At 59.4% G+C, this 20,392-nt stretch carries 22 protein-coding genes; 10 read left to right on the top strand and 12 right to left on the bottom strand.

Annotated features, from left to right (window positions below):
* Positions 1 to 114: 114 nt before the first annotated feature.
* On the top strand, positions 115 to 690 hold the full coding sequence (locus tag K0B93_RS00185; RefSeq protein WP_219865260.1) for a chalcone isomerase family protein: 576 nt from the start codon (positions 115 to 117) through the stop codon (positions 688 to 690).
* Between the two features lie 81 nt (positions 691 to 771).
* Here K0B93_RS00185 and nth read toward each other — a convergent pair whose 3' ends face one another.
* From nth to metG, 8 genes are read right to left on the bottom strand one after another with little or no spacing between them, the layout of a single operon-like run.
* Positions 772 to 1,410: an endonuclease III gene (nth, locus tag K0B93_RS00190; protein WP_219865261.1), complete on the bottom strand. Its 639-nt coding sequence runs from the start codon at positions 1,408 to 1,410 to the stop codon at positions 772 to 774.
* A gap of 28 nt (positions 1,411 to 1,438) precedes the next feature.
* On the bottom strand, positions 1,439 to 2,155 hold the full coding sequence (locus tag K0B93_RS00195) for an electron transport complex subunit E (RefSeq protein ID WP_219865262.1): 717 nt from the start codon (positions 2,153 to 2,155) through the stop codon (positions 1,439 to 1,441).
* A gap of 2 nt (positions 2,156 to 2,157) precedes the next feature.
* Positions 2,158 to 2,859 carry an electron transport complex subunit RsxG gene (rsxG, locus tag K0B93_RS00200; RefSeq protein ID WP_219865263.1) on the bottom strand — a complete coding sequence of 234 codons (702 nt, stop codon included), beginning with the start codon at positions 2,857 to 2,859 and terminating at the stop codon, positions 2,158 to 2,160.
* Between the two features lie 3 nt (positions 2,860 to 2,862).
* Positions 2,863 to 3,915 (bottom strand): electron transport complex subunit RsxD, encoded by a 1,053-nt coding sequence (gene rsxD, locus K0B93_RS00205; protein WP_219865264.1) that lies wholly within the window; start codon positions 3,913 to 3,915, stop codon positions 2,863 to 2,865.
* A gap of 21 nt (positions 3,916 to 3,936) precedes the next feature.
* Entirely contained in the window at positions 3,937 to 5,763 is a 1,827-nt protein-coding gene (gene rsxC, locus K0B93_RS00210; protein ID WP_219865265.1) for an electron transport complex subunit RsxC, read from the bottom strand.
* Entirely contained in the window at positions 5,763 to 6,341 is a 579-nt protein-coding gene (rsxB, locus tag K0B93_RS00215) for an electron transport complex subunit RsxB (RefSeq protein ID WP_219865266.1), read from the bottom strand. Before rsxB ends, rsxC begins: the two co-directional genes overlap by 1 nt.
* Before the next feature lie 14 nt (positions 6,342 to 6,355).
* Positions 6,356 to 6,937 (bottom strand): electron transport complex subunit RsxA, encoded by a 582-nt coding sequence (gene rsxA, locus K0B93_RS00220; protein ID WP_219865267.1) that lies wholly within the window; start codon positions 6,935 to 6,937, stop codon positions 6,356 to 6,358.
* A gap of 43 nt (positions 6,938 to 6,980) precedes the next feature.
* Positions 6,981 to 9,014 (bottom strand): methionine--tRNA ligase, encoded by a 2,034-nt coding sequence (metG, locus tag K0B93_RS00225; protein ID WP_219865268.1) that lies wholly within the window; start codon positions 9,012 to 9,014, stop codon positions 6,981 to 6,983.
* A 139-nt stretch (positions 9,015 to 9,153) separates the two neighbouring features.
* Between metG and apbC the strand changes: the two genes are divergently transcribed.
* From apbC to K0B93_RS00245, 4 genes are all read left to right on the top strand, one after another.
* Positions 9,154 to 10,254, top strand: a complete 1,101-nt coding sequence (apbC, locus tag K0B93_RS00230; protein ID WP_219865269.1) for an iron-sulfur cluster carrier protein ApbC — start codon at positions 9,154 to 9,156, stop codon at positions 10,252 to 10,254.
* A 109-nt stretch (positions 10,255 to 10,363) separates the two neighbouring features.
* Positions 10,364 to 10,930: a dCTP deaminase gene (gene dcd, locus K0B93_RS00235; protein ID WP_219865270.1), complete on the top strand. Its 567-nt coding sequence runs from the start codon at positions 10,364 to 10,366 to the stop codon at positions 10,928 to 10,930.
* Entirely contained in the window at positions 10,927 to 11,526 is a 600-nt protein-coding gene (locus K0B93_RS00240; RefSeq protein WP_219865271.1) for a YjaG family protein, read from the top strand. The genes dcd and K0B93_RS00240 overlap by 4 nt, the downstream gene beginning before the upstream one ends.
* 80 nt (positions 11,527 to 11,606) lie before the next feature.
* Complete coding sequence (locus K0B93_RS00245; protein ID WP_219865272.1) at positions 11,607 to 12,884, top strand: valine--pyruvate transaminase; 1,278 nt, start codon at positions 11,607 to 11,609, stop codon at positions 12,882 to 12,884.
* Here K0B93_RS00245 and K0B93_RS00250 read toward each other — a convergent pair.
* From K0B93_RS00250 to purM, 3 genes are all read right to left on the bottom strand, one after another.
* Positions 12,881 to 13,624, bottom strand: coding sequence for a DUF3108 domain-containing protein (locus tag K0B93_RS00250; RefSeq protein WP_219865273.1), 744 nt, complete (start codon positions 13,622 to 13,624; stop codon positions 12,881 to 12,883). The genes K0B93_RS00245 and K0B93_RS00250 overlap by 4 nt on opposite strands.
* Before the next feature lie 86 nt (positions 13,625 to 13,710).
* On the bottom strand, positions 13,711 to 14,373 hold the full coding sequence (purN, locus tag K0B93_RS00255; protein WP_219865274.1) for a phosphoribosylglycinamide formyltransferase: 663 nt from the start codon (positions 14,371 to 14,373) through the stop codon (positions 13,711 to 13,713).
* Positions 14,370 to 15,434 carry a phosphoribosylformylglycinamidine cyclo-ligase gene (purM, locus tag K0B93_RS00260; protein ID WP_219865275.1) on the bottom strand — a complete coding sequence of 355 codons (1,065 nt, stop codon included), beginning with the start codon at positions 15,432 to 15,434 and terminating at the stop codon, positions 14,370 to 14,372. Before purM ends, purN begins: the two co-directional genes overlap by 4 nt.
* A 269-nt stretch (positions 15,435 to 15,703) precedes the next feature.
* Between purM and K0B93_RS00265 the strand changes: the two genes are divergently transcribed.
* The 5 genes from K0B93_RS00265 to K0B93_RS00285 are packed head-to-tail and all read left to right on the top strand — an operon-like array spanning position 15,704 to position 19,482.
* On the top strand, positions 15,704 to 17,011 hold the full coding sequence (locus tag K0B93_RS00265) for a DUF2066 domain-containing protein (protein WP_219865276.1): 1,308 nt from the start codon (positions 15,704 to 15,706) through the stop codon (positions 17,009 to 17,011).
* Between the two features lie 21 nt (positions 17,012 to 17,032).
* Positions 17,033 to 17,593: a CDP-alcohol phosphatidyltransferase family protein gene (locus K0B93_RS00270; RefSeq protein WP_219865277.1), complete on the top strand. Its 561-nt coding sequence runs from the start codon at positions 17,033 to 17,035 to the stop codon at positions 17,591 to 17,593.
* Complete coding sequence (gene hda, locus K0B93_RS00275; RefSeq protein WP_219865278.1) at positions 17,590 to 18,288, top strand: DnaA regulatory inactivator Hda; 699 nt, start codon at positions 17,590 to 17,592, stop codon at positions 18,286 to 18,288. The genes K0B93_RS00270 and hda overlap by 4 nt, the downstream gene beginning before the upstream one ends.
* Positions 18,289 to 18,335: 47 nt before the next feature.
* Positions 18,336 to 19,133: a ParA family protein gene (locus tag K0B93_RS00280; protein WP_219865279.1), complete on the top strand. Its 798-nt coding sequence runs from the start codon at positions 18,336 to 18,338 to the stop codon at positions 19,131 to 19,133.
* Between the two features lie 13 nt (positions 19,134 to 19,146).
* Positions 19,147 to 19,482 (top strand): YqcC family protein, encoded by a 336-nt coding sequence (locus K0B93_RS00285; protein WP_219865280.1) that lies wholly within the window; start codon positions 19,147 to 19,149, stop codon positions 19,480 to 19,482.
* Here K0B93_RS00285 and nadC read toward each other — a convergent pair whose 3' ends face one another.
* Positions 19,483 to 20,322, bottom strand: coding sequence for a carboxylating nicotinate-nucleotide diphosphorylase (nadC, locus tag K0B93_RS00290; protein ID WP_219865281.1), 840 nt, complete (start codon positions 20,320 to 20,322; stop codon positions 19,483 to 19,485).
* Positions 20,323 to 20,392: the final 70 nt, after the last annotated feature.

Below are 20,392 nucleotides of genomic sequence, written 5' to 3' on the forward strand. Positions count from 1 at the left end.
CGCCTGATGGTCCCCTGTCGTTGTTAGAATGCCCGGACCGGGCGGGGATAAGGGGGTCGAAACCCGGTGCACGAATGAAACACGTCAATAATAACGATCGAAAAGGAAAGGACTATGAAGAAGGCTCTCTTTACCGGTTTTATGTCTCTGGCCATGGCAGCTGCTCTGTCAACGCCGGTGTCGGCACTGACCGTGGAAGGTGTGGATGTTCCAGATACCTACTCGGCCATGGATACCGAACTGAAACTTAATGGCGCGGGCACGCGGTCAAAGTGGTTTATGGACCTCTACGTTGGTGGCCTGTACGTGCCGGAAACCATTGATGATGGCGAGGCTGTTATCAACGCGGATGAGCCACAGGCCATCACGCTGCACATCATTTCCGGCATGATCACCAGTGAACGCATGACCGAAGCGACTCTGGAAGGTTTTGAAGCGTCTACCGGTGGTGACATGGCCGCGATTCAGGGTGACGTTGACCAGTTCATGGCCGTGTTCGAGGAAGAGATCAGGGAAGGTGATGTTTTTGATCTGGTGTACCTGCCGGGCGAAGGCGTCAAGGTCCTCAAGAACGGCCAGCACAAGGACACCATGGGTGATCTGGCGTTCAAGAAGGCCCTGTTCGGGATCTGGCTGTCTGACAAGCCAGCCCAGGAAGACCTGAAAGAGAAGATGCTGGGACAGCGGTAACCGCCGCTTCCTGACAGAAAAAGCCGGCATTCAATGCCGGCTTTTTTGTGCGTGCCCCTGTGTTAAAACGCGGCGGGGCGCCTACAGGTAATCCCGCTTTTCCTTGAACTCGCAGAGGTCTTCAATAATGCAGGCGCCGCACTTGGGTTTACGGGCGGTGCAGGTGTAGCGACCATGGAGAATCAGCCAGTGGTGCGCATCCAGCAGGAACTCCTTGGGCACGAGACGCATCAGCTTTTGCTCCACCTCCAGGACGTTCTTTCCGGGGGCAATCCCGGTGCGGTTCGAGACCCGGAAAATGTGGGTGTCCACGGCCATCGCCATATGTCCGAACGCCGTGTTGAGAACCACGTTGGCGGTCTTCCGGCCGACACCCGGTAAGGCCTCGAGATCTTCCCGTTTTTCCGGGACCTGGCTGCCATGTTTGTCAATAAGGATCCGGCAGGTCTTGATGACATTTTCGGCCTTGCTGTTAAACAGGCCGATGGTCTTGATGTATTCCTTCAGCCCGTCGACGCCCAATGCCAGAATCGCCTCCGGGGTGTTGGCCACCGGAAACAGTTTGTCAGTTGCCTTGTTGACGCCGACATCGGTTGCCTGGGCAGACAGAATGACAGCAATCAACAACTCGAACGGCGTGGAGTAGTTCAACTCCGTGGTGGGGTTCGGGTTTGCGTCCCGCAGCCGGGTAAAGATTTCAATGCGTTTCTGTTTGTTCATGGGAGCTTACATTCACCTTGCCTGCTGGTCAGGAAACGTTGCCGGTGACGCGAACGCGTTTGCTGCCACTGGCCGCAGGGGCCGGTTCGGTGGCCTTGCGACGCTTCTCCAGATGGTTGTCGATGCCATTCTTCAGGGCAATCAGGAGGCCAAGACCCACGAATGCGCCCGGAGGCAGGACCATGAACAGGACGTCGGGGTAGCTCTCGAACGGACGAATCACCCAGTCGGCGGCCATCGGGCCGAGCAGCAGGTTCATATCGACAAACAGCGTGCCCTGGCCGATCAGTTCGCGCATGCCACCCAGCACCACCAGCACTGCCAGGAAGCCGAGCCCCATCATGGCGCCATCCAGCAGAGCCGGCCCGGGCGTGGTCTTGGAGGCGAAGGCATCAGCCCGGCCAAGAATGGCGCAGTTGGTCACGATCAGGGGAATGAAGATGCCCAGGATCTGGTAAAGCTCGTAAGTGAATGCCTGCATCAGTAGTTCGGCGCAGGTGACGAACGATGCAATGATCATAACGAATGCCGGCAGTCGGACCGATTCGCCGACGAAGTTCCGGATCAGCGACACTGCGAGGTTGGAGCCCATCAGCACCATCAGGGTCGCCAGGCCCAGACCAATGGCGTTGACGACAGTGCTGGTCACCGCCAGAAGCGGGCACAGACCCAATACCTGAACGAGGGCGGGGTTGTTGTTCCAGAGCCCGTCGCGAATGATTTCACTGGACGTCTTGGTGGTCATAGTCAGGAATGCTCCGAACGGGTTGCTTCTCCGGCAATGGTCTCCGGAGTAATGGCTTTCGGTCTGGGCGACGGCGCTTCGTTGAGCCGCTCCCGAATTACCTGCCGATTCTTGCGAAAATAGATCAGGGATTTCTGGACCGCTTTGACCACTGCCCGGGGTGTGATGGTGGCACCCGTAAACTGATCGAATTCCCCGCCGTTTTTCCTTACGTTCCATTCCCGGTGGGGCGGCTGGCCAAGCGAGCGGCCTTCAAAGCTTCGAATCCAGTCCGACTTCTTGGTTTCGATACGGTCCCCGAGCCCGGGCGTTTCCTTGTGACTGATGACGCGGACACCAAGGACTGTGCCGTTCAGGTCCACACCGACCAGCAAGTGGATTTTGCCGGAATAGCCGTCCGGGGCAACAATCGGCAGGATCATGCCAGTGGGCCGACCGTCCTGACGCGCTACCCAGGCGGTCAGTGGACCATCGGTGGCAAGACGGTCACTGGCGGGTAACTGGACCGTGTCCCGGAGCAGATTATTGTCGTGAGCGCTTTCGGGAATGATTTCGAGCAGAGCCTTGGCTTCGGCGCGCGCGGCCTGCTCCTGTATTCGCTTTTCGGTGAGGGCCTGGGTGACCGCGATAGTGCCACCGGTGATCATGGCGAACAGGCCCAGGCCAACGGCGCTGCGACGAATCGATTGTGCAAGTGCGGCCATACGTTATCCCTGCTTCCTGCTCGGCACACCGCGGCGAGCCTTGTGATGGCCGTAGGTCCGCGGTGGCGTGTAGTGATCGATGAACGGCACGGCGAAGTTCATCAGCAGGACGCTGAAGGCCACGGCATCGGGATAGCTCCCCCAGGTTCGTATCAGGTAAATGAGCACGCCGATTCCGGCCCCGTAGATCAGTTTGCCCTGGTGGCTGGTCGCTGCCGACACCGGGTCGGTGGCAATGAAGAAGGCCCCGAGCATGGTGCCGCCGGCCAGCAGATGCATGGACAGTGGCGCATACTGATCGGCGTTGCTGCCGAACGCGAGGCTCATTGCCGCAAGCCCGGCGAGAAACCCCACGGGAATGTGCCAGGTGATGATCCGGAGCAGAACCAGAAGGAGGCCGCCAGCCAGGAAACCGGCATTTACCCATTCCCAGCCCCGGGCAATGCCGTTGCCGAAGGTGGGGTGCTGCAGAACCTCGGCGGCCGTCCGGTTCGCGATCTTGTGTTTGTACTCATCCAGCGGAGTTGCCATGGTCCAGCCGTCTACCGCGGTTTGCTTTGCCGAGGCGATCGTGCTGAGGGTTTCGGAGAAACCGGGCGCCCCTTTCCAGAGCAATGCCGGTTCGGCCCAGTTGGTGGTCATGGCAACCGGGAAGGAGATCAGCACCAGGGCATAGCCCACCATGGCCGGATTGAACGGGTTGGAGCCAAGGCCCCCGTATAGTTGTTTGGCGACGACGATGGCGGAGACGACAGCAATGCCGGATACCCACCAGGGGGCGAACTGGGGGAGCGACAAGCCGAGCAGCAGGCCGGTTACTGCAGCTGTGTTGTCTTTCAGGAAAAAGCCGATGGGCTTGTTCCGGAGCTTGAGGATGGCAGCCTCGCAGGCCATCGCCAGTGCAACGCACCAAACCACATTGATCAGGTTGCCCCAGCCAAAGAACACCGTCTGCGCGAACAGGCCAGGCAACGCAGCGATGATCACCCAGAGCATAACCCTTGATGTGGGACGGGCATGATGGGCATGGGGTGAAGACTGTTGAGCAAATGCCATGAATGTCGGGCCTGAATTCGGTTATTCGGTTGACTGGGATTCGGGCTGGGACGCCAGCTGCTGGCGGGCGTCGGCCAGAGCTTCTTCCGCGCGCGTTACCCGGTCGTGGTTCTTGGCGACCGCTCGTTCCAGTTTCTCTACATTGTCGGCCTGCTGGGCTTTGGCGTCTTCCAGCATGCCCTGCATGGTTTCGAGCTTGGATTGTGCCTGGGCCAGCTGCTTTTCGAGTGCCTCCAGGTCGGGCTTCTCCTGAGCGGGTTCGGCGGCAGGCGCTTGCGGTTTGGCGACCTCGGTCTTGGCTTTCTTGCGCGCGAGGGCCTGTTGAACCAGTGCCGCCTTGGCCGAACGCTCATCCACCGCATCGCCTTCGGTGGCAGCTTTTTCAGCTTCCGCCTTTTTCTTCGCCTGGGCTTCCGCTGCGGCTTTTGCCCGTTCCTTCCGGCGCTGCTCCTTCTCCTGCTGTTCCCGCTCCAGGCGCTCCTGGCGAGCTTCAAAACGCTCCCGAGCCCGGTCCGCCTTCAGCTGTTCGGCTCGCTGCACCCGAATCTCTCCCTTGGCGTAGCGATAGTACTGCACAAGGGGAATGGAACTCGGGCAGACGTACGAACAGGCGCCGCACTCAATGCAATCAAACAGGTTCAGGTGCTCGGCTTTCTCAAACTCTGCAGCCTTGGAGTACCAGAATAGCTGCTGTGGCAGGAGCTCCATCGGGCAGACCTCGGCGCATTCACCACATCGGATACAGGGTTGCTCTGGCGGCGGTGTGGGCAACTCAGCGGCGGTGGCGGCAATAACGCAGTTGCTGGTCTTGATCACCGGCACGGCCGTGGTGGTGAGGGTGTAGCCCATCATCGGGCCACCCAGCACCAGACGGTTGACCTTCTCAGGCTGCAGGCCTGCCTGGTCCAGCAGATATTGCACCGGCGTACCGATCAGGGCTTCGAAATTCCCCGGTTCCTGTACAGCCTCTCCGGTGATGGTCACGATTCTGGAAATCAGAGGGCGACCTTCAAATATCAACCGGGATACAGCAACCGCGGTGCCGATGTTCTGGCACATCACGCCGATATCGGCCGGGATGCCACCACTGGGCACTTCCATACCCGTCAGTATCTGGATCAGCTGCTTTTCCCCGCCGGAGGGGTATTTGGTCGGAATGGCGGCAAGCTCAATCTGGGTGCCTTTGGTGGCCGCTCGCATGGCCTCAACGGCTTCCGGCTTGTTGTCCTCGATCGCAATCACGCATCGTTCCGGACGCAGGATCCAGGCCATGACCTTGAGACCCGCGACGATCTCATCGGCCTGCTCACGCATGGTCATGTCATCGGCGGTAATGTAAGGCTCACACTCGGCGCCATTGAGAATCAGGGTATCAACCTTGCGGTCTCTTGGCGGGCGCAGCTTGATGTTGGTCGGAAAGCCCGCTCCGCCCATGCCGGAGATGCCGCCGTCCCGAATGAGTTCCAGTACCTGGTTCCGCTCCAGACTGCGGTAATCGGAGACTGGCTGGCGTGCGGTCCACTGGTCTTCGCCATCGGGCTTGAGGGTGATGCACCAGTCGTTCATGCCGGAGGGGTGCGGCACCGGCAGCTCGGCAATACTCTCGATGACACCGGAGGTCGGGGCATGCACCGGCACGCCCATTCCATTGGTCACATCGGCGATTTTCTCGCCCTTCAATACCCGGTCACCCACGCTGACTATGGCGGCCGCCGGCTCACCAATGTGCTGTTGCAGCGGCAACACCAGGCGGTCGGGGATGCCGGCGGCGCGAATTGGGAGAGCCGTGGACTGATGCTTGTTCTCGGCCGGGTGAATACCGCCGGCGAAATCCCACAACTGAGTCATCAGGCGCTGACTCCCTGGCGATCGGTAGCAATGACGCCGGAAGCCGGCGGTGTCCAGGTCCAGGTTCGGATATCCGGTTCGACAGTAACCATGTCGATACAGTCCACCGGGCAGGGTTCAACGCACAGGTCGCAGCCGGTGCACTCGCTCTCGATGACCGTGTGCATGTGCTTGGCTGCGCCGAGGATGGCGTCCACCGGACAGGCCTGGATGCACTTGGTGCAGCCAATGCATTCGTCCTCGCGGATGATTGCCACGCGTTTGGCTTGTTCGACCCCGTGCTCGGCATCTAGCGGCTGGGGCTCCACATCAAGCAGATCGGCCAAGGCCTTGATGGTGGCTTCACCGCCCGGTGGGCATTTGTTGATGGCGCCGCCATTGGCAATGGATTCGGCGTAGGGGCGGCAGCCGGGAAACCCGCACTGGCCGCACTGGGTCTGTGGTAGCAGCGAATCAATCTGGTCCACCAGCGGATTACCTTCAACCCGGAAACGCTCGGCCGCAAAGCCCAGCAGGCCACCGAAAATCACGGCAAGGGCCAGAAGAACCAGAACGGCGATGACAATGCCTGTCCACATACCACGTGTCTCCGTTAAACGCTGACCAGGCCTGTGAAGCCCAGAAACGCCAGTGACATCAACCCTGCGGTTACCATACCAATGGCGGCACCCTGGAAGGCAACCGGCACATCGGCCACGGCGATGCGTTCACGCATGGCCGCGAACAGCACCAGAACCATCGAGAAACCGGCGGCGGCACCGAAACCGTAGAGGACGGATTCAACGAAGTTGTTGTTTTTGTTCAGGTTCAACAGAGCGACACCAAGAACTGCGCAGTTGGTGGTGATCAGGGGCAGGAAAATGCCGAGCACCCGATACAGAAGCGGGCTGGTCTTGCGAACCACCATCTCGGTGAATTGGACCACCACTGCAATCACCAGGATAAAGGTGATGGTCTTCAGGAACGCCAGATCCAGCGGCGCCAGCAGGTAGGTATAGGCCAGGTAACTGCATACCGATGACAGGGTCAGCACAAAGGTGGTTGCCAGAGACATGCCCATGGCTGTCTCCAGCTTCCCGGACACACCCATGAACGGGCACAGGCCCAGGAACTGAACCAGTACAAAATTGTTCACCAGAATGGTGCTGACCAGAATCAGCAGATATTCGGTCATTTACCTTGCTCCATTGGCCCCTGCCAGCTCTGCCCGGCCGCCCTTACATAACCCGCATGCCGGGGGTGGCGCCGGAATCCGGGGACAGAATGAAAATATCCTCGCCACCGGGGCCCGCTGCCAGAACCATGCCCTCGGACATCCCGAACTTCATCTTCCGCGGTTTGAGGTTGGCAACCATGACGGTCAGGCGTCCCTCGAGACCTTCCGGCTTGTAGGCTGACTTGATACCAGCAAACACGTTGCGCTCGCCATGCCCTACGTCAAGCGTGAGGCGAAGAAGTTTGTCGGCACCTTCAACATGCTCTGCTTTGACAATTTTAACGACCCGAAGGTCCACTTTCGCGAAATCACCGAATTCTATCTCATCGGCGATCGGCTCCAGATTGGCAGCTGGTGCCGGCTTGCCGGTCGCTGCGGGCAGTTCCTCTTTGGAGGCATCAAGCATCTTTTCGATCTGGTCCATATCCACCCGGTTCATCAGCGGCTTGAACTTGTTGATGCCATGGTTTTCCAGGCGTTGAGCGCGGTTGTTCCAATCCAGTCTGGCGTTGAGGAAGGCTTCGGAGGCCTTGGCGGTCTCCGGCAGGACTGGCGCCAGATAGGTGATCAGCAGATGGAACATGTTGATGGCGTTAGTGCAGATGGCCTGCAGGTTCTCTTCCTGGCCTTCCTGCTTGGCGATCACCCACGGTTGTTCGTCATTGACGTACTGGTTGGCAATGTCGGCCAGTTCCATGATCCGGCGCATGGCACGGCCGAATTCACGGGATTCGTAGAATTCCTCGATGTCCTTGCCGGCATCAATGAACTCCCGGAGTTTGTCATGCTCGGTGACCCTGCCCAGCTGTCCGTCGAAACGCTTGGTAATGAACCCGGCGCTACGGCTGGCAATGTTAACCACTTTGCCCACGAGGTCCGAGTTCACCCGGGCGGCGAAGTCTTCGAGGTTGAGGTCCATGTCATCCACACCACCGGTGAGTTTGGCGGCGAAGTAGTAGCGCAGGTACTCCGGGTTCAGGTGGTCCAGGTAGGTGCGAGCCATGATAAAGGTGCCGCGGGACTTGGACATCTTCTTGCCATTTACGGTCACGAAGCCGTGAGCCCAGACCGCAGTCGGTGTCCGGAAGCCGGCATCGTGCAGCATGGATGGCCAGAACAGGGCGTGGAAATTAATGATGTCCTTGCCGATGAAGTGGTACACCTCGGCGGTGGAGTCAGCCTTCCAGAAATGCTCGAAGTCGATGCCTTCGCGGTTACACAGGTTCTTGAAGCTGGCGAGGTAGCCTATGGGGGCGTCCAGCCAGACATAGAAGTACTTGCCCGGCGCATCTGGGATCTCGAAGCCGAAGTAAGGCGCATCGCGGCTGATGTCCCACTCCTGCAGACCAGCATCCAGCCATTCGGCCAGCTTGTTGGCGACCTGGGGCTGCAGAGTGCCGCTGCGGGTCCAGTTGGCCAGGAAGTCGTGGAAATCGGGGAGCTTGAAGAAATAGTGCTCAGACTCTTTCTCGATCGGGGTTGCGCCGGAGACCGCGGAGCGCGGGTTGATCAGTTCGGCCGGGGTGTAGGTCGCCCCGCAGGCCTCGCAGTTATCACCGTACTGGTCCTCGGTCTTGCATTTCGGGCAGGTGCCCTTGATGAAGCGGTCCGCCAGGAACATGTTCTTTTCCGGGTCGTAGGACTGGGTAATCTTGCGCGTGGCAATGTGCCCGTTTTCCTGAAGCTGCCGGTAGATGTACTCGGAGAACTGACGGTTTTCCTCCGAGTGGGTGGTGTAGTAGTTATCAAAACGGATATGGAATCCGGCGAAATCCTCCTGGTGCTCCTCGCGGATTCGATCAATGAGCTGCTCGGAAGTAATGCCCTCGCGCTCGGCTCGCAGCATAATGGCAGTGCCGTGGGCATCATCGGCGCAAACGTAGTAGCAGTTCTGGCCACGCATGTTCTGGTAGCGCACCCAGATGTCGGTCTGAATGTATTCCAGCAGGTGGCCCAGATGGATGGGGCCATTGGCATAGGGCAGGGCGCTGGTGACCAGGATATCGCGCTGTTGCTTTGAACTCGCTTGCGTCATGGTGTGTCCGAACCTTTCTTCAAAGTAGGGTTGTATGGTCAGAAACGGGCACAGATGATACCTTCCGAGCAGAAATTTTTCACCCGAATCACCTGTTTCCGTGCTTAAAATCAAGTATGAGCTTATTCCGGAGAGTCCGATGACACAGATTTCAGAGCAGGCCCTGCAGACAGCAATTCGTGAGTACCGCGATCCGTACCTGCAAAAGGACCTCTACGAGCTGGATGCGGTAAAAACACTGAACGCCGACGACGCCGGCAACGTAACCCTGATGGTCGAGCTGCCTTACCCGTCCAAGGGCATTGCCGGCGCCCTGAAGCAGCTGGTCTCCGTGGCGCTGGAAAACGTGGATGGGGTCGAGCATGCCGAAGTACACGTGGGGCAGAAGATTCACTCCTACAAGGTCCAGAAAGACCTGCCGTCCGTTCCCGGGGTGAAAAACATCATTGCCGTGGCGTCTGGCAAGGGCGGTGTGGGCAAATCGACTACCGCCGTCAACCTGGCTTTGGCCCTGCAGGCGGAAGGCGCCCGCGTTGGCATTCTGGACGCGGATATTTACGGCCCAAGCATCGGCATGATGCTGGGCGTGCCGGAAGGTAAGCGACCGGACACCCGTGAGAACAAGTATTTCGTGCCCATGGAAGCTCACGGCCTGCAGGCCAACTCCATGGCTTTCGTGGTCACTGATAAAACGCCCATGGTGTGGCGCGGACCGATGGTCAGCGGCGCGGTTATGCAGCTGCTCCAGCAGACCCTCTGGAATGAACTCGATTACCTGATCGTGGACATGCCGCCGGGCACCGGCGACATCCAGCTCACGCTGGCCCAGAAAGTCCCGGTCACCGGCGCGGTTATCGTCACCACGCCTCAGGACATCGCGCTGCTGGATGGCAAGAAAGGCATCGAAATGTTCCGCAAGGTGGATATTCCGGTGCTGGGCGTGGTGGAGAACATGAGCGTCCACATCTGCAGCAACTGCGGCCATGAAGAGCCGCTGTTCGGCCAGGGCGGGGGCGAGCGCATTGCCGAGGAATACGACACCACCTTGCTCGGCCAACTGCCGCTGCACATGACCATCCGCGAGCAGACCGACGGCGGCACGCCCTCGGTCGTGGCCGAGCCGGATTCGGAAGTGGCCCGCCGGTACCGGGACATCGCCCGCCGGGTCGGGGCTGAACTGTCTACTCGCGAGCGCAATTTGAGTGGATCTATTTCCAGTGTGTCCGTTACTGAGCACTAGGTAACCTGTGACCGCAGCCCCACAACTGAGCGGGATTGGGCCTTCGACAGGCCCCCGCCGAACAGGTAAACTACGCCTCAATTTTTCCAGTGGAAACGAGACTTCACCCATGAGCATCAAATCCGATAAGTGGATTCGCCGGATGTCCGAGCAGCACGGCATGATCGAACCGTTCGAGAGCGGTCAGGTCCGTGAAACCGAAAAGGGTCGTGTCATCTCCTACGGCACCTCAAGCTATGGCTACGACGTGCGTTGCAGCAACGAGTTCAAGATTTTCACCAACGTGCATTCCGCCACCGTGGATCCCAAGAACTTCGACGAAAACAGCTTCGTCAACTACACCGGTGATGTCTGCATTATTCCACCGAACTCCTTTGCGCTCGCCCGTACCGTCGAGTACTTCCGGATTCCCCGCAGTACGCTCACCATTTGTCTCGGCAAATCGACCTACGCTCGTTGCGGCATTATCGTCAACGTCACGCCGCTGGAGCCGGAATGGGAAGGTCAGGTCACCCTGGAGTTTTCCAACACCACCAACCTGCCTGCCAAGATCTACGCTAACGAAGGCGTGGCGCAGATGCTGTTCTTCGAGTCCGACGAAGTCTGTGAAACCAGCTACAAGGATCGCGGCGGCAAGTATCTTGGTCAGACCGGCGTGACCCTGCCCAGGACATGAACGCCAATCAGTTTCTGAAAGCTGTTTCGCAACTGCAGGGATGGCGCGAATGCGCCTTCCTGCTGGCGCTTGCCGAGCGCTCGTTTCCCAACTACGCCCTGTTCGCTGATGCCGTTGGCCTGAAAACCGGTGCCAAGATGCGCCAGATGCTGGACCTCGGCTGGGACATGCTGCAAAAAGAGACGTCTGAATCCGCCATTCCCCAGCTGTTGGCCAAGCTTGAGGCGCTGTCTCCGGATGTCGACGCCTACGATGCCTATGGTGTGTATCCAGCCTTCGATTTCTGCCAGTTGCTGGAGCAGGCGCTGCTGAACCGACTGAATCCCACCAAGCACCGGGCCACCGATGCATCCCAGCTGGCCACCGGCACGGTCATGAATTTCCTGGAAGTGTCCGAGGGTGATGAGCTGGACGAGGATGAGCTGGTGCGACTGCTGGATCATCATCCGTTGATGAAAGAGGACAAGGCTTTCCAGCGCGACATAGTGCTGGCGCTCAAGCGCCAACGCACCCCCACGCAACAGTTTGTCGACAAGCTGCGGGACGATGCGGCCAATGACGGCGTCAGCAATCTGGGGATATCCCTGACCGAATAAGTCCCTGCCGCAGGGACCGGCTACACTGTCCCTGTTGCTGACTGTTTTATTCACCCGGTGTGCACGACGGATTTAACGCCATGAAACTCTCTGCATTTGGTCGCAAATTTACAGCCGATGCCGGCATAACCTCGCTGATGGACGATCTGGGCAATGCCATGGCGTCCGGCGACGACATGATCATGATGGGCGGCGGAAACCCTGGTCATATCCCTGAGATCCAGAAGCGGGTCCAGGAAATTCTGGCGGATATGAGTCGGAGCGAGGCCGACGTGCGGCGTCTGGTTGGCATTTATGATCCGCCCCAGGGCGAAAAGCAGTTCATTGGCGCACTCGTAGAGTTATTGAACCGCGAGTACGACTGGGGTCTTGAGCCCGAGAACATCGCGCTCACCAACGGCAGCCAGGCCGCATTTTTCATGCTGTTCAATATGTTTGGCGGCGATTACGGTAACGGTCAGCACAAACATATTCTCTTGCCCCTGGCCCCCGAGTATATCGGCTATGCGGACGCTGGCATCGAACCCGGCCTGTTTCACGCGGTTCAGCCTGACATCTCATTCACCGATGCCCACGAGTTCAAGTACCGGGTCGACTTTGATGCCGTTGAGGTCACCGGGGAAACTGGCGCGATCTGTGTTTCCCGCCCCACCAATCCCACCGGGAATGTGGTGACCGACGACGAGCTGGCCAGGCTCGAAGCCCTCGCTCGGGAGCACGATGTGCCGCTGATCGTGGATGGGGCCTACGGGACTCCCTTCCCAAGCCTGCTGTTTGTCGATGCCGAACCAACCTGGAACGACCGGATCATCCTGTGTCTGAGTCTCTCCAAGCTCGGGTTGCCGGCGGCCCGGACCGGCATCGTGATCGCCGCAAAGCCAGTGATCAAGGCCTTGTCCGGCATCAACGCCATCATGAATCTGGCGACCGGCAGTTTCGGTGCCATGCTGGCGGATCCATTGGTCCGGTCTGGAGAGATTCTGTCGCTGAGTCGGGACGTGGTCTGCCCGTTCTACAAGGCGAAAATGGAAAAGGCCGTAGCCACGTTCCGGGAGGCGATGGGGGAGGACACCTGCCGTTGGTATATTCACAAGCCCGAAGGTGCCATGTTCCTCTGGCTGTGGTTCCCGGATTTGCCGATCACGAGTCTGGAGCTATATCAGAGGCTGAAAGCGCGTGGTGTGCTGGTGGTGTCCGGTCATTATTTCTTCCCGGGCCTGCCGGAGGATGGCTGGAAACATCGGCATGAATGTCTGCGGGTGACCTATTCCCAGGACGACGCCCGGGTCGCCGAGGGGTTGCGGATCATCGCAGGCGAGGTCAAGGCGGTGTGGGCCGAGGCCGGCGGCGCGGCCTAGCCGCCCAGATCGGCCCGGTTCAGCCTGAGCTCGTAGCTGCTGCCGTCGGGTTCGACCTGGCGAAGCCGAACCAGCAGGAAATCTTCGTCTGGCGCAAACCACATCAGCGTTTCACGCTTTGAGGACTTATCCCGTACCTTTTCCGCTTTCAGGGTCGAGATGGAGCCGCGTGAGGTTTTCAGCGGTTCCTTGTCGAGAACCGCAAAGCGGTCGTGGTCGTAGTCACCGCCATCAATCACCTGGTAGGTCAGGTCTCGCTTGCCGGACTTGATGTCCTGGCTCAGTTGCAGTTGGAAGCCCAGCGGGTCCAGCACCCCTTCCGTGAGTTCCAGTTCAAAAGGCTTGCCCCGATACTCGCCGGTGGCGACTCCGGCGTCCCAGTCAAAATCAATTGACTGTTCCCGGTCCTTGATCAGAAAACCTGACAGGCGATACCGGTAACGCAGCGGCACAACATGGTTATTTTCCCATTTGAGGACCAGAGACTCGTCAATATCCGCAATGAAGGAGTCGACGTCCGTGCGGTACAGCCAAACCCCGTTGCCCTGATCGCTGAGCGTGCGCTTTGCGGTGCCATTCAGGGATACGCCTTTATTCATGGAGGCGGTGTAAGTGGCCTGATAGGGGACGAGGGTGGAGCCAGGCTCTTCCGCATGGGCAGCGGTGATCAGTGATACCGGGAGCAGCAGCGTTGCCACTCCCTTGGGCAGTATCGTTGCGATCAGTCGAATCAAATGCATAGAAGGTAACCCAAAAGCCGTCTCTGTTGGCGACAGTTTAGCGGGTTACCAGCGGAGGGGAGATGACAATCCGTTCAGGGTGGGACTCAGTTATCAGGTAGCCGCATCGGGCTGTTCAGCAGTTCGCCGTCAAACAGCACGTAATCCGTCCCGAGCTGGATGCGCCCCTCGCAGAACCAGCGCACAACGATTGGGTAGAGGATGTGTTCCTTTTCCTGCACCCGCTCTGCCAGTGTCTCCGCGGTATCATCCGGTGCAATGCTCACCTCCGCCTGAGCAATGACAGGGCCGCCATCCAGCTCTTCGGTGACAAAGTGAACAGACACGCCGTGTTGCGTGTCACCGGCATCCAGCGCCCGCTGATGGGTATTAAGGCCGGTATACTTCGGAAGCAGTGACGGATGAATGTTGAGCAACCTGCCGCGGAAGGCCCGGACAAAATCGGTGGTCAGAATTCGCATGAACCCAGCCAGAACAAGCAGGTCCGGATTGTGGCGGCGGATTTCCGCCATCAGCGCACCGTCGAATTCTTCCCGTGAGTCGTATTTCTGGTGATCGACCACGAACGTTTCGATGTGGGCCTGGGCGGCACGCTCCAGGGCAAAGGCATTCGGGCGGTTACTGCCAACGGCGCAGATCTGGCCCGGGAAGTCTCGTTCCCGGCTTGCATCAATCAGTGCCTGGAGGTTGGTGCCGCTGCCGGAAGCCAGTACCAGGATCCGGGGCAGGGGGGGCTGGTCTGCCTTCATGCCGAGAGCAGCCCTGGTGCGTAGCGAACCGCCGGATCGCTGTCTGCGGAGTCTGCCGCTTCGATCACGCCCACCTGCCAGGCGTTTTCACCCAGCGCTTTCAGAGTGTCCAGGGCCAGGTCTTTCTGATCGGCCGGAACGCAGACAATCATGCCAATGCCGCAGTTGAAAGTGCGGTACATTTCCTCGCTGGCAACGCCACCGGCGTCCTTCAGCCATTGGAAGACCGGGGGCAGGGTCCAGCTGGTAGTGTCGATGGCGGCAATGCTGCCGTCGGGGAGTACCCGGGGAATGTTCTCGGGCAGGCCGCCACCTGTGATGTGAGACAGTGCCCGGACATCCACTTCCCGAATCAATTGCAGAAGGTTCTTGACGTAGATTCGAGTCGGTGCCATCAGGGCGTCGCCGAGGGTGGTGCCGTCCAGTGTCTGGTCCAGCTTGGCATCGCTGATTTCCAGGATTTTGCGAATCAGTGAGTAGCCGTTGGAGTGGGGACCGGAGGAGCCCAGAGCCAGCAACACGTCGCCAGCCTGCACGCGGCTGCCGTCAATGATTTCGCTGCGTTCGGCCACGCCGACACAGAAGCCGGCGAGATCGTAGTCATCACCTTCATACATGCCAGGCATTTCGGCGGTTTCACCACCAACCAGGGCACAGCCGGCCTGAGCGCAGCCCTCACCAATGCCGGATACCACCTGTGCCGCAACGTCAACGTTAAGCTTGCCGGTGGCGTAGTAATCCAGGAAGAACAGCGGTTCGGCGCCGCCGACCACGAGATCGTTGACGCACATGGCCACCAGATCGATACCAATGCTGTCGTGCTTTTGCAGTTGCATCGCCAAGCGCAGCTTGGTGCCCACGCCATCCGTTCCGGAAACCAGTACCGGCTCCTTGTATCCGGCCGGGATAGAAACCATGGCGCCAAACCCGCCCAGTCCGCCCAGTACTTCCGGACGCTTGGTGCGCGCGGCCGTCTGTTTGATGCGGTTTACGAGTTCATTGCCTGCGTCGATATCAACGCCGGCATCGCGGTAGGTCAGGGAGGGCTTCTGTTCGCTCATGGGGTACTTTAACCGTTGGCCAGTGGGTCAGGCGGCGGATTTTAACAGGTGCTGTGTGGCGCTCCAAATGTAATTCCCCCTACGGCGCACGGTCAGGAGCGGGAAGCTGGCAAGGTATTGCCAATATTGCTTTTCCGAAACCCTGGCCTGCTACTCACACCCTGGGCCATGGTGTATCCTATGCGCCATTCATGCGAACTGCAGGGTGTTTCATGTCAGTATCAGGACCTAAGTCGGCATTCCAGTCTGGACCGGCAGCGTGGGCGTTCATGTTTGGGCTTATTCTCGCGGCCTTTTGTGTTCCCGCCTCCGCGGTCACCGTGTCCGGACTTTATTCTGTTGAGGTTCCCGTGACCGGGTCTTCTCCAGACGAACTCGCGGTCGGCTATGCCGATGGCCTCGCAAGAGTCTTTGTCCGAGTTTCCGGTACCCGGGACGTGCTGGACCAGGAAGGCGTGGAAGCCTTGTTGGCTGATGCCGAGTCCCTGCTTCTTTCCTATCAGTACCTGCGTGGTGAGAACGGTGACAACCGGCTTCGCATGGCGTTTGGTGCTGTTGGCGTAAACCGTGCCTTGGCCTCCATTAATGCGCCGGTATGGGGTGCAAACCGCCCCCTGACCCTGGCCTGGGTGGCGGTGGAAGATCGCGGTGCCCGGACACTGATTACCGAAAGCCCGGATTCGGGTGCCTCTGGCGGCCAGCAGACGTCTTCGACGTGGCAGCGCGCGTTCGATCAGGCCGCTCTCGATCGGGGGCTGCCCGTGGCGTTACCCCCTGCGAAGTACAGCGGCGATCGTGAACTGCTGTCTGATCTCTGGGGGCAGTTCGTCAACCGCCTTCGTGGCGTTTCCGGTGATATTGAACACGATGTCATGGCGCTGGTCCGGGTTAACCGTACCGGTGGCCAATGGCGTGCCGGCTGGGTGTTCGATGGCATGTCCATGGACGGTGGAGAAGAGTCCGTGACGGCACCCACGCCGGAAGCCCTGGCGCAGACGGTTGTTAATCGCTGGGCAGAGCGCTACGCGAATCGGTACGCAGTTGCCGCCGGCGAAGTTGGAGAATCTCCTCAGGTGGATATTGTCCTGCGCGGTGTCTCATCCATTGAGGATTATGGAAAAATCAACAAGGTACTCGAAGGGCTGACACCCGTGGTGAGCGTTGGCGCCACCCGGGTCAAAGGCGATCAGCTGACCCTTCGCGTTGCGTTTTCCGGGGAACTGGATCAGCTCAAGGAATATATCGCTCTGGATCCCCGTTTCGTGGCTATGGAAGGGGAGCCGAGTGGCCCCGAAGTGACGTCGCCAGAGCCTGCGGGGGCGGAAGTGGTTCCGGGACCCGCCGCCACCGAGGTCGAAGAGGCGACAGCGTCCGAGGCCCAGGGGGCGCCGGCGGCAGATGCCAACTCTGAATCTGAATCAATTGCCGCAGGGGCTGACGGCAATCGGTCCATGTTTTCCTATCAGCCAATGCCGGTTGATGAGCAGGAGGCCGAACAGGCGTTCGAATCCCTGTACCAGGTGCTGTATTATCGTTGGGAAACAACGCCCGTCATCGGGAAGGGTGACGGAGAGTAAGGCGTTACCGGAGGGAGTCTTGTGAGTTTGGAACGCTGGCGCTGGATTCCCAATGCCCTGACGTTTTTGCGCATTTTGCTGATTGCTCCCTTTGCGGGTGGTTTGCTGGCCGAAAACTATCGCCTCTCGTTGCTGATATTTGTCGTGGCGGCAGCCACCGATGCCTTTGACGGCTTCCTGGCCAGGCATTTCAACTGGCGGTCGCGATTTGGCGCCATCGCCGACCCCCTGGCCGATAAGGCCCTGCTGCTGACGGCTTATCTGATGCTCACGCTGACCGGAGTGTTTCCGGTGTGGCTTTTTGTTCTCGTTCTCGGCCGCGATCTCCTGATTGTGGTGGGCGCCCTGGCTTATCACTACGGTATCGGACGCTTTGACATGCAGCCCAGCCTCCCGGGCAAGCTCAACACCTTTATCCAGATTCTTGTGGTTCTTGCGGTCATTGTTCTGCTGGCTGGCTTGCCCATGCAGCCCTGGGTGCTTGAAGCCGGCATCATGCTGGTCGCCGTGTCGGCCATCTTCAGCGGCTTGCACTACGTGCTGATCTGGGGTGTGCGGGCGTGGAGGGCCAAGCGGTCGTGAAAGCATCGCAACTTCCCCTGGGTATCAAGCTTCGTGACGATGCCCGTTTCGATAATTTCCACGGTGACCGCAACGCCAGCGCAGCATCGCGCCTGAAGGCCATCTGCGAGCAGCCGGAAGGCATCCCGGTTGTGGTGATTTGCGGGGATTCCGATACCGGCAAGAGTCATCTGCTTCAGGCCATCTGTCACGACGCGGAAAGCCGGAGCCGTGCCGCGGTTTGTATCAGCATCGCCGAACTGGAACCCTTTGGGCCGGAAGCGCTGGCGGGGCTGGAGGGGGCGGATGTGATCTGCCTTGATGATGTGGACCGCATCACCGGGCAGGGCGCCTGGGAGGAGGCGGTGTTTCACCTTTATAACCGCGTCCAGGACCGGGGTGGTCTGCTGGTCGTGAGTCTGTCCGAAGTCCCCTCGGCAGCATCGTTCACACTGCCCGATCTGGTGTCACGGCTCACCCATGGTCTGACCGTTCAGCTGGGTATCTACCGCGACGACGACCGCCTCCGCATCCTGATGGCCCGTGCCGAACAGCGCGGCCTGGTAATTGGTGACGACGTTGCCGGATTCATCATGCGGCGCGCCCCGCGCCGATTGGGAGATTTATTGGCAATTCTCGACACTCTGGATGAAAATTCGCTTCAGGCTCAGCGACGGCTGACGATTCCGTTTGTGAAGACCGTGATGGGTTGGTAAACGGAAGATCGGCCCCAAAACTAGAAAGTGCGTAAGGGAGAGACGACATGAGACGGGTTGTATTCAATCAGAAAGGCGGCGTAGGCAAATCCAGTATTACCTGCAACCTGGCGGCAATCAGTGCGGCCCGTGGCAAGAGGACGCTGGTGGTGGACCTGGATCCACAGGGCAACTCGACCCACTACCTGCTGGGCAAGCCTGCGGGGGAGCTCCGGGATACGGTGGCGGACATGCTGGAGCAGACGGTCGCCTTCACCGTCTTCAATCGCCGCCCGGATGAATTTGTCCATGCCTCTCCCTTCGACAACCTCTTCGTGATGCCATCCAGTCCGGAACTGGACTTTCTGGAGCGCAAGCTGGAGGCCAAGCACAAGATTTACAAGTTGCGCGAGGCCCTGAAAAAACTCGGTGAGACCTTCGATGCGATCTACATTGATACGGCTCCGGCACTGAACTTTTATACCCGCTCCGCGCTGATTGCGGCCCAGCGGTGTCTGATTCCCTTTGATTGCGATGATTTCTCCCGCCAGGCTCTGTACAACATCCTGAATGAGATTCGTGATCTGCAGGAAGACCACAACGAGGATCTGGTGGTCGAGGGTATTGTTGCCAACCAGTTTCAGCCACGCGCCAGCCTGCCAAAGCAACTGGTCCGGGAACTGATGGAAGAGGGACTGCCAGTGCTGCCGGTGCGGCTGTCGAGTTCCGTCAAGATGAAAGAATCGCACCAGAGCCGGCAGCCGCTCATTCACATGGCACCCAAGCACACCCTGACTCGTCAGTACGAAGATCTGTTCCGCGTACTGCACGGTGAGACGGTGGAGCTGGAGCCCTTGGCGGATTAAAAAAAGGTTTGTTATGAGTGATTCCAGTGATCAGGTAGGCCAGGTTGCCGACAGTCTGCTCCGAATCGAGATGGAGCTGCGCCAGCTGGGGCTGTGGGACGAGGAGCCACCATCTCCGGAGGCGATGCAAAGCACCCAGCCCTTCTGCATCGACACGCTGGAATTTACCCAGTGGATCCAGTTCGTGTTTGTCGAGCGGATGAAAGTGATCATCCAAAATGACCATCCACTGCCGGCTGTATCGGGCATCGCCCCTATGGCCGAAGAGCATTTTCGGGGGCGGCCCGAATCGGGTGAGAGCCTGGTCCGGGAGCTGGAAGAGATTGACCGGTTGTTGTCCGGGAGCTGATCAGTCCAGTCGCATGGACAGATCAATGGCTTTGAGGTCCTTGGTCAGCGCGCCGATCGAGATGTAGTCGACGCCGGTTTCCGCTACCGGAACCAGTGTCTTTTCGTTGATGCCGCCGGAGGCTTCGAGGCGAGCCCGACCGCGGGTCAGGGCAACGGCGGCTCGCATGTCTTCCAGAGAAAACTCGTCCAGCATGATAATGTCGGCCCCGGCTGAGAGCGCCTGCTGCAGCTCATCCATGGACTCGGTTTCCACTTCCACCGGCCGGCCCGGGGCAATTCGCCGGGCTTCGCTGATGGCCTGACCGATGGAGCCGCAGGCCGAGATGTGGTTTTCCTTGATCAGAAACGCGTCCCAGAGGCCAATGCGGTGGTTGTGGCAGCCACCACAGGTAACTGCGTACTTCAGCGCCAGTCGCAGTCCCGGAAGAGTTTTTCGGGTGTCGAGCAGGTGCACGCCCGTGTGAGCAACTTTTTCCGCGTACCCGGCGCAGACGGTTGCGACGCCTGATAGCGTCTGCAGCCAGTTCAGTGCCGCCCGCTCCGCCGTCAGAAGGCTGCGTGCGGGTCCCTGCATGCGAAACAGGGTTTGGTCCGGAGACGCTGTGTCACCGTCGTTGACCTGCCAGTCGAGCACAACCGTCGGGTCGACCTGGCGGAAAACCTCGTTGACCCAGTCGCGACCGGCAATGATTGCGTGTTCACGGGTGATAACCCGGCCAGAAGCGAGCTTGTCTGCGGGAATCAGCTGCGCTGTGATGTCGCCGTCGCCAATATCCTCACGCAGGCTCAGGGCAACATTTTCAACTCGGGCTTGGCGTAGGAGTTCTGCAGGGATCATGGCTTCGGGTCCGGTCAAATCAGGATGTAACGTGAATAACGGGGAATTCTATAGGCCCGGCATGGATTCG

Source organism: Marinobacter sp. F4218 (genome assembly GCF_019443085.1).
GTDB classification, from domain to species: domain Bacteria; phylum Pseudomonadota; class Gammaproteobacteria; order Pseudomonadales; family Oleiphilaceae; genus Marinobacter; species Marinobacter albus.

What these genes read in the sequence shown, in the direction of transcription:
- rsxB (WP_219865266.1), bottom strand. Translation starts at nt 6,341, where the DNA reads ATGTGGACAGGCATTGTCATCGCCGTTCTGGTTCTTCTGGCCCTTGCC.
- K0B93_RS00250 (WP_219865273.1), bottom strand. Translation starts at nt 13,624, where the DNA reads ATGCATTTGATTCGACTGATCGCAACGATACTGCCCAAGGGAGTGGCA.
- rsxG (WP_219865263.1), bottom strand. Translation starts at nt 2,859, where the DNA reads ATGGCCGCACTTGCACAATCGATTCGTCGCAGCGCCGTTGGCCTGGGC.
- K0B93_RS00195 (WP_219865262.1), bottom strand. Translation starts at nt 2,155, where the DNA reads ATGACCACCAAGACGTCCAGTGAAATCATTCGCGACGGGCTCTGGAAC.
- rsxC (WP_219865265.1), bottom strand. Translation starts at nt 5,763, where the DNA reads ATGACTCAGTTGTGGGATTTCGCCGGCGGTATTCACCCGGCCGAGAAC.
- K0B93_RS00280 (WP_219865279.1), top strand. Translation starts at nt 18,336, where the DNA reads ATGAGACGGGTTGTATTCAATCAGAAAGGCGGCGTAGGCAAATCCAGT.
- K0B93_RS00265 (WP_219865276.1), top strand. Translation starts at nt 15,704, where the DNA reads ATGTTTGGGCTTATTCTCGCGGCCTTTTGTGTTCCCGCCTCCGCGGTC.
- nth (WP_219865261.1), bottom strand. Translation starts at nt 1,410, where the DNA reads ATGAACAAACAGAAACGCATTGAAATCTTTACCCGGCTGCGGGACGCA.
- dcd (WP_219865270.1), top strand. Translation starts at nt 10,364, where the DNA reads ATGAGCATCAAATCCGATAAGTGGATTCGCCGGATGTCCGAGCAGCAC.
- apbC (WP_219865269.1), top strand. Translation starts at nt 9,154, where the DNA reads ATGACACAGATTTCAGAGCAGGCCCTGCAGACAGCAATTCGTGAGTAC.
- K0B93_RS00285 (WP_219865280.1), top strand. Translation starts at nt 19,147, where the DNA reads ATGAGTGATTCCAGTGATCAGGTAGGCCAGGTTGCCGACAGTCTGCTC.
- nadC (WP_219865281.1), bottom strand. Translation starts at nt 20,322, where the DNA reads ATGATCCCTGCAGAACTCCTACGCCAAGCCCGAGTTGAAAATGTTGCC.
- purN (WP_219865274.1), bottom strand. Translation starts at nt 14,373, where the DNA reads ATGAAGGCAGACCAGCCCCCCCTGCCCCGGATCCTGGTACTGGCTTCC.
- purM (WP_219865275.1), bottom strand. Translation starts at nt 15,434, where the DNA reads ATGAGCGAACAGAAGCCCTCCCTGACCTACCGCGATGCCGGCGTTGAT.
- K0B93_RS00240 (WP_219865271.1), top strand. Translation starts at nt 10,927, where the DNA reads ATGAACGCCAATCAGTTTCTGAAAGCTGTTTCGCAACTGCAGGGATGG.
- K0B93_RS00185 (WP_219865260.1), top strand. Translation starts at nt 115, where the DNA reads ATGAAGAAGGCTCTCTTTACCGGTTTTATGTCTCTGGCCATGGCAGCT.
- rsxD (WP_219865264.1), bottom strand. Translation starts at nt 3,915, where the DNA reads ATGGCATTTGCTCAACAGTCTTCACCCCATGCCCATCATGCCCGTCCC.
- metG (WP_219865268.1), bottom strand. Translation starts at nt 9,014, where the DNA reads ATGACGCAAGCGAGTTCAAAGCAACAGCGCGATATCCTGGTCACCAGC.
- rsxA (WP_219865267.1), bottom strand. Translation starts at nt 6,937, where the DNA reads ATGACCGAATATCTGCTGATTCTGGTCAGCACCATTCTGGTGAACAAT.
- K0B93_RS00245 (WP_219865272.1), top strand. Translation starts at nt 11,607, where the DNA reads ATGAAACTCTCTGCATTTGGTCGCAAATTTACAGCCGATGCCGGCATA.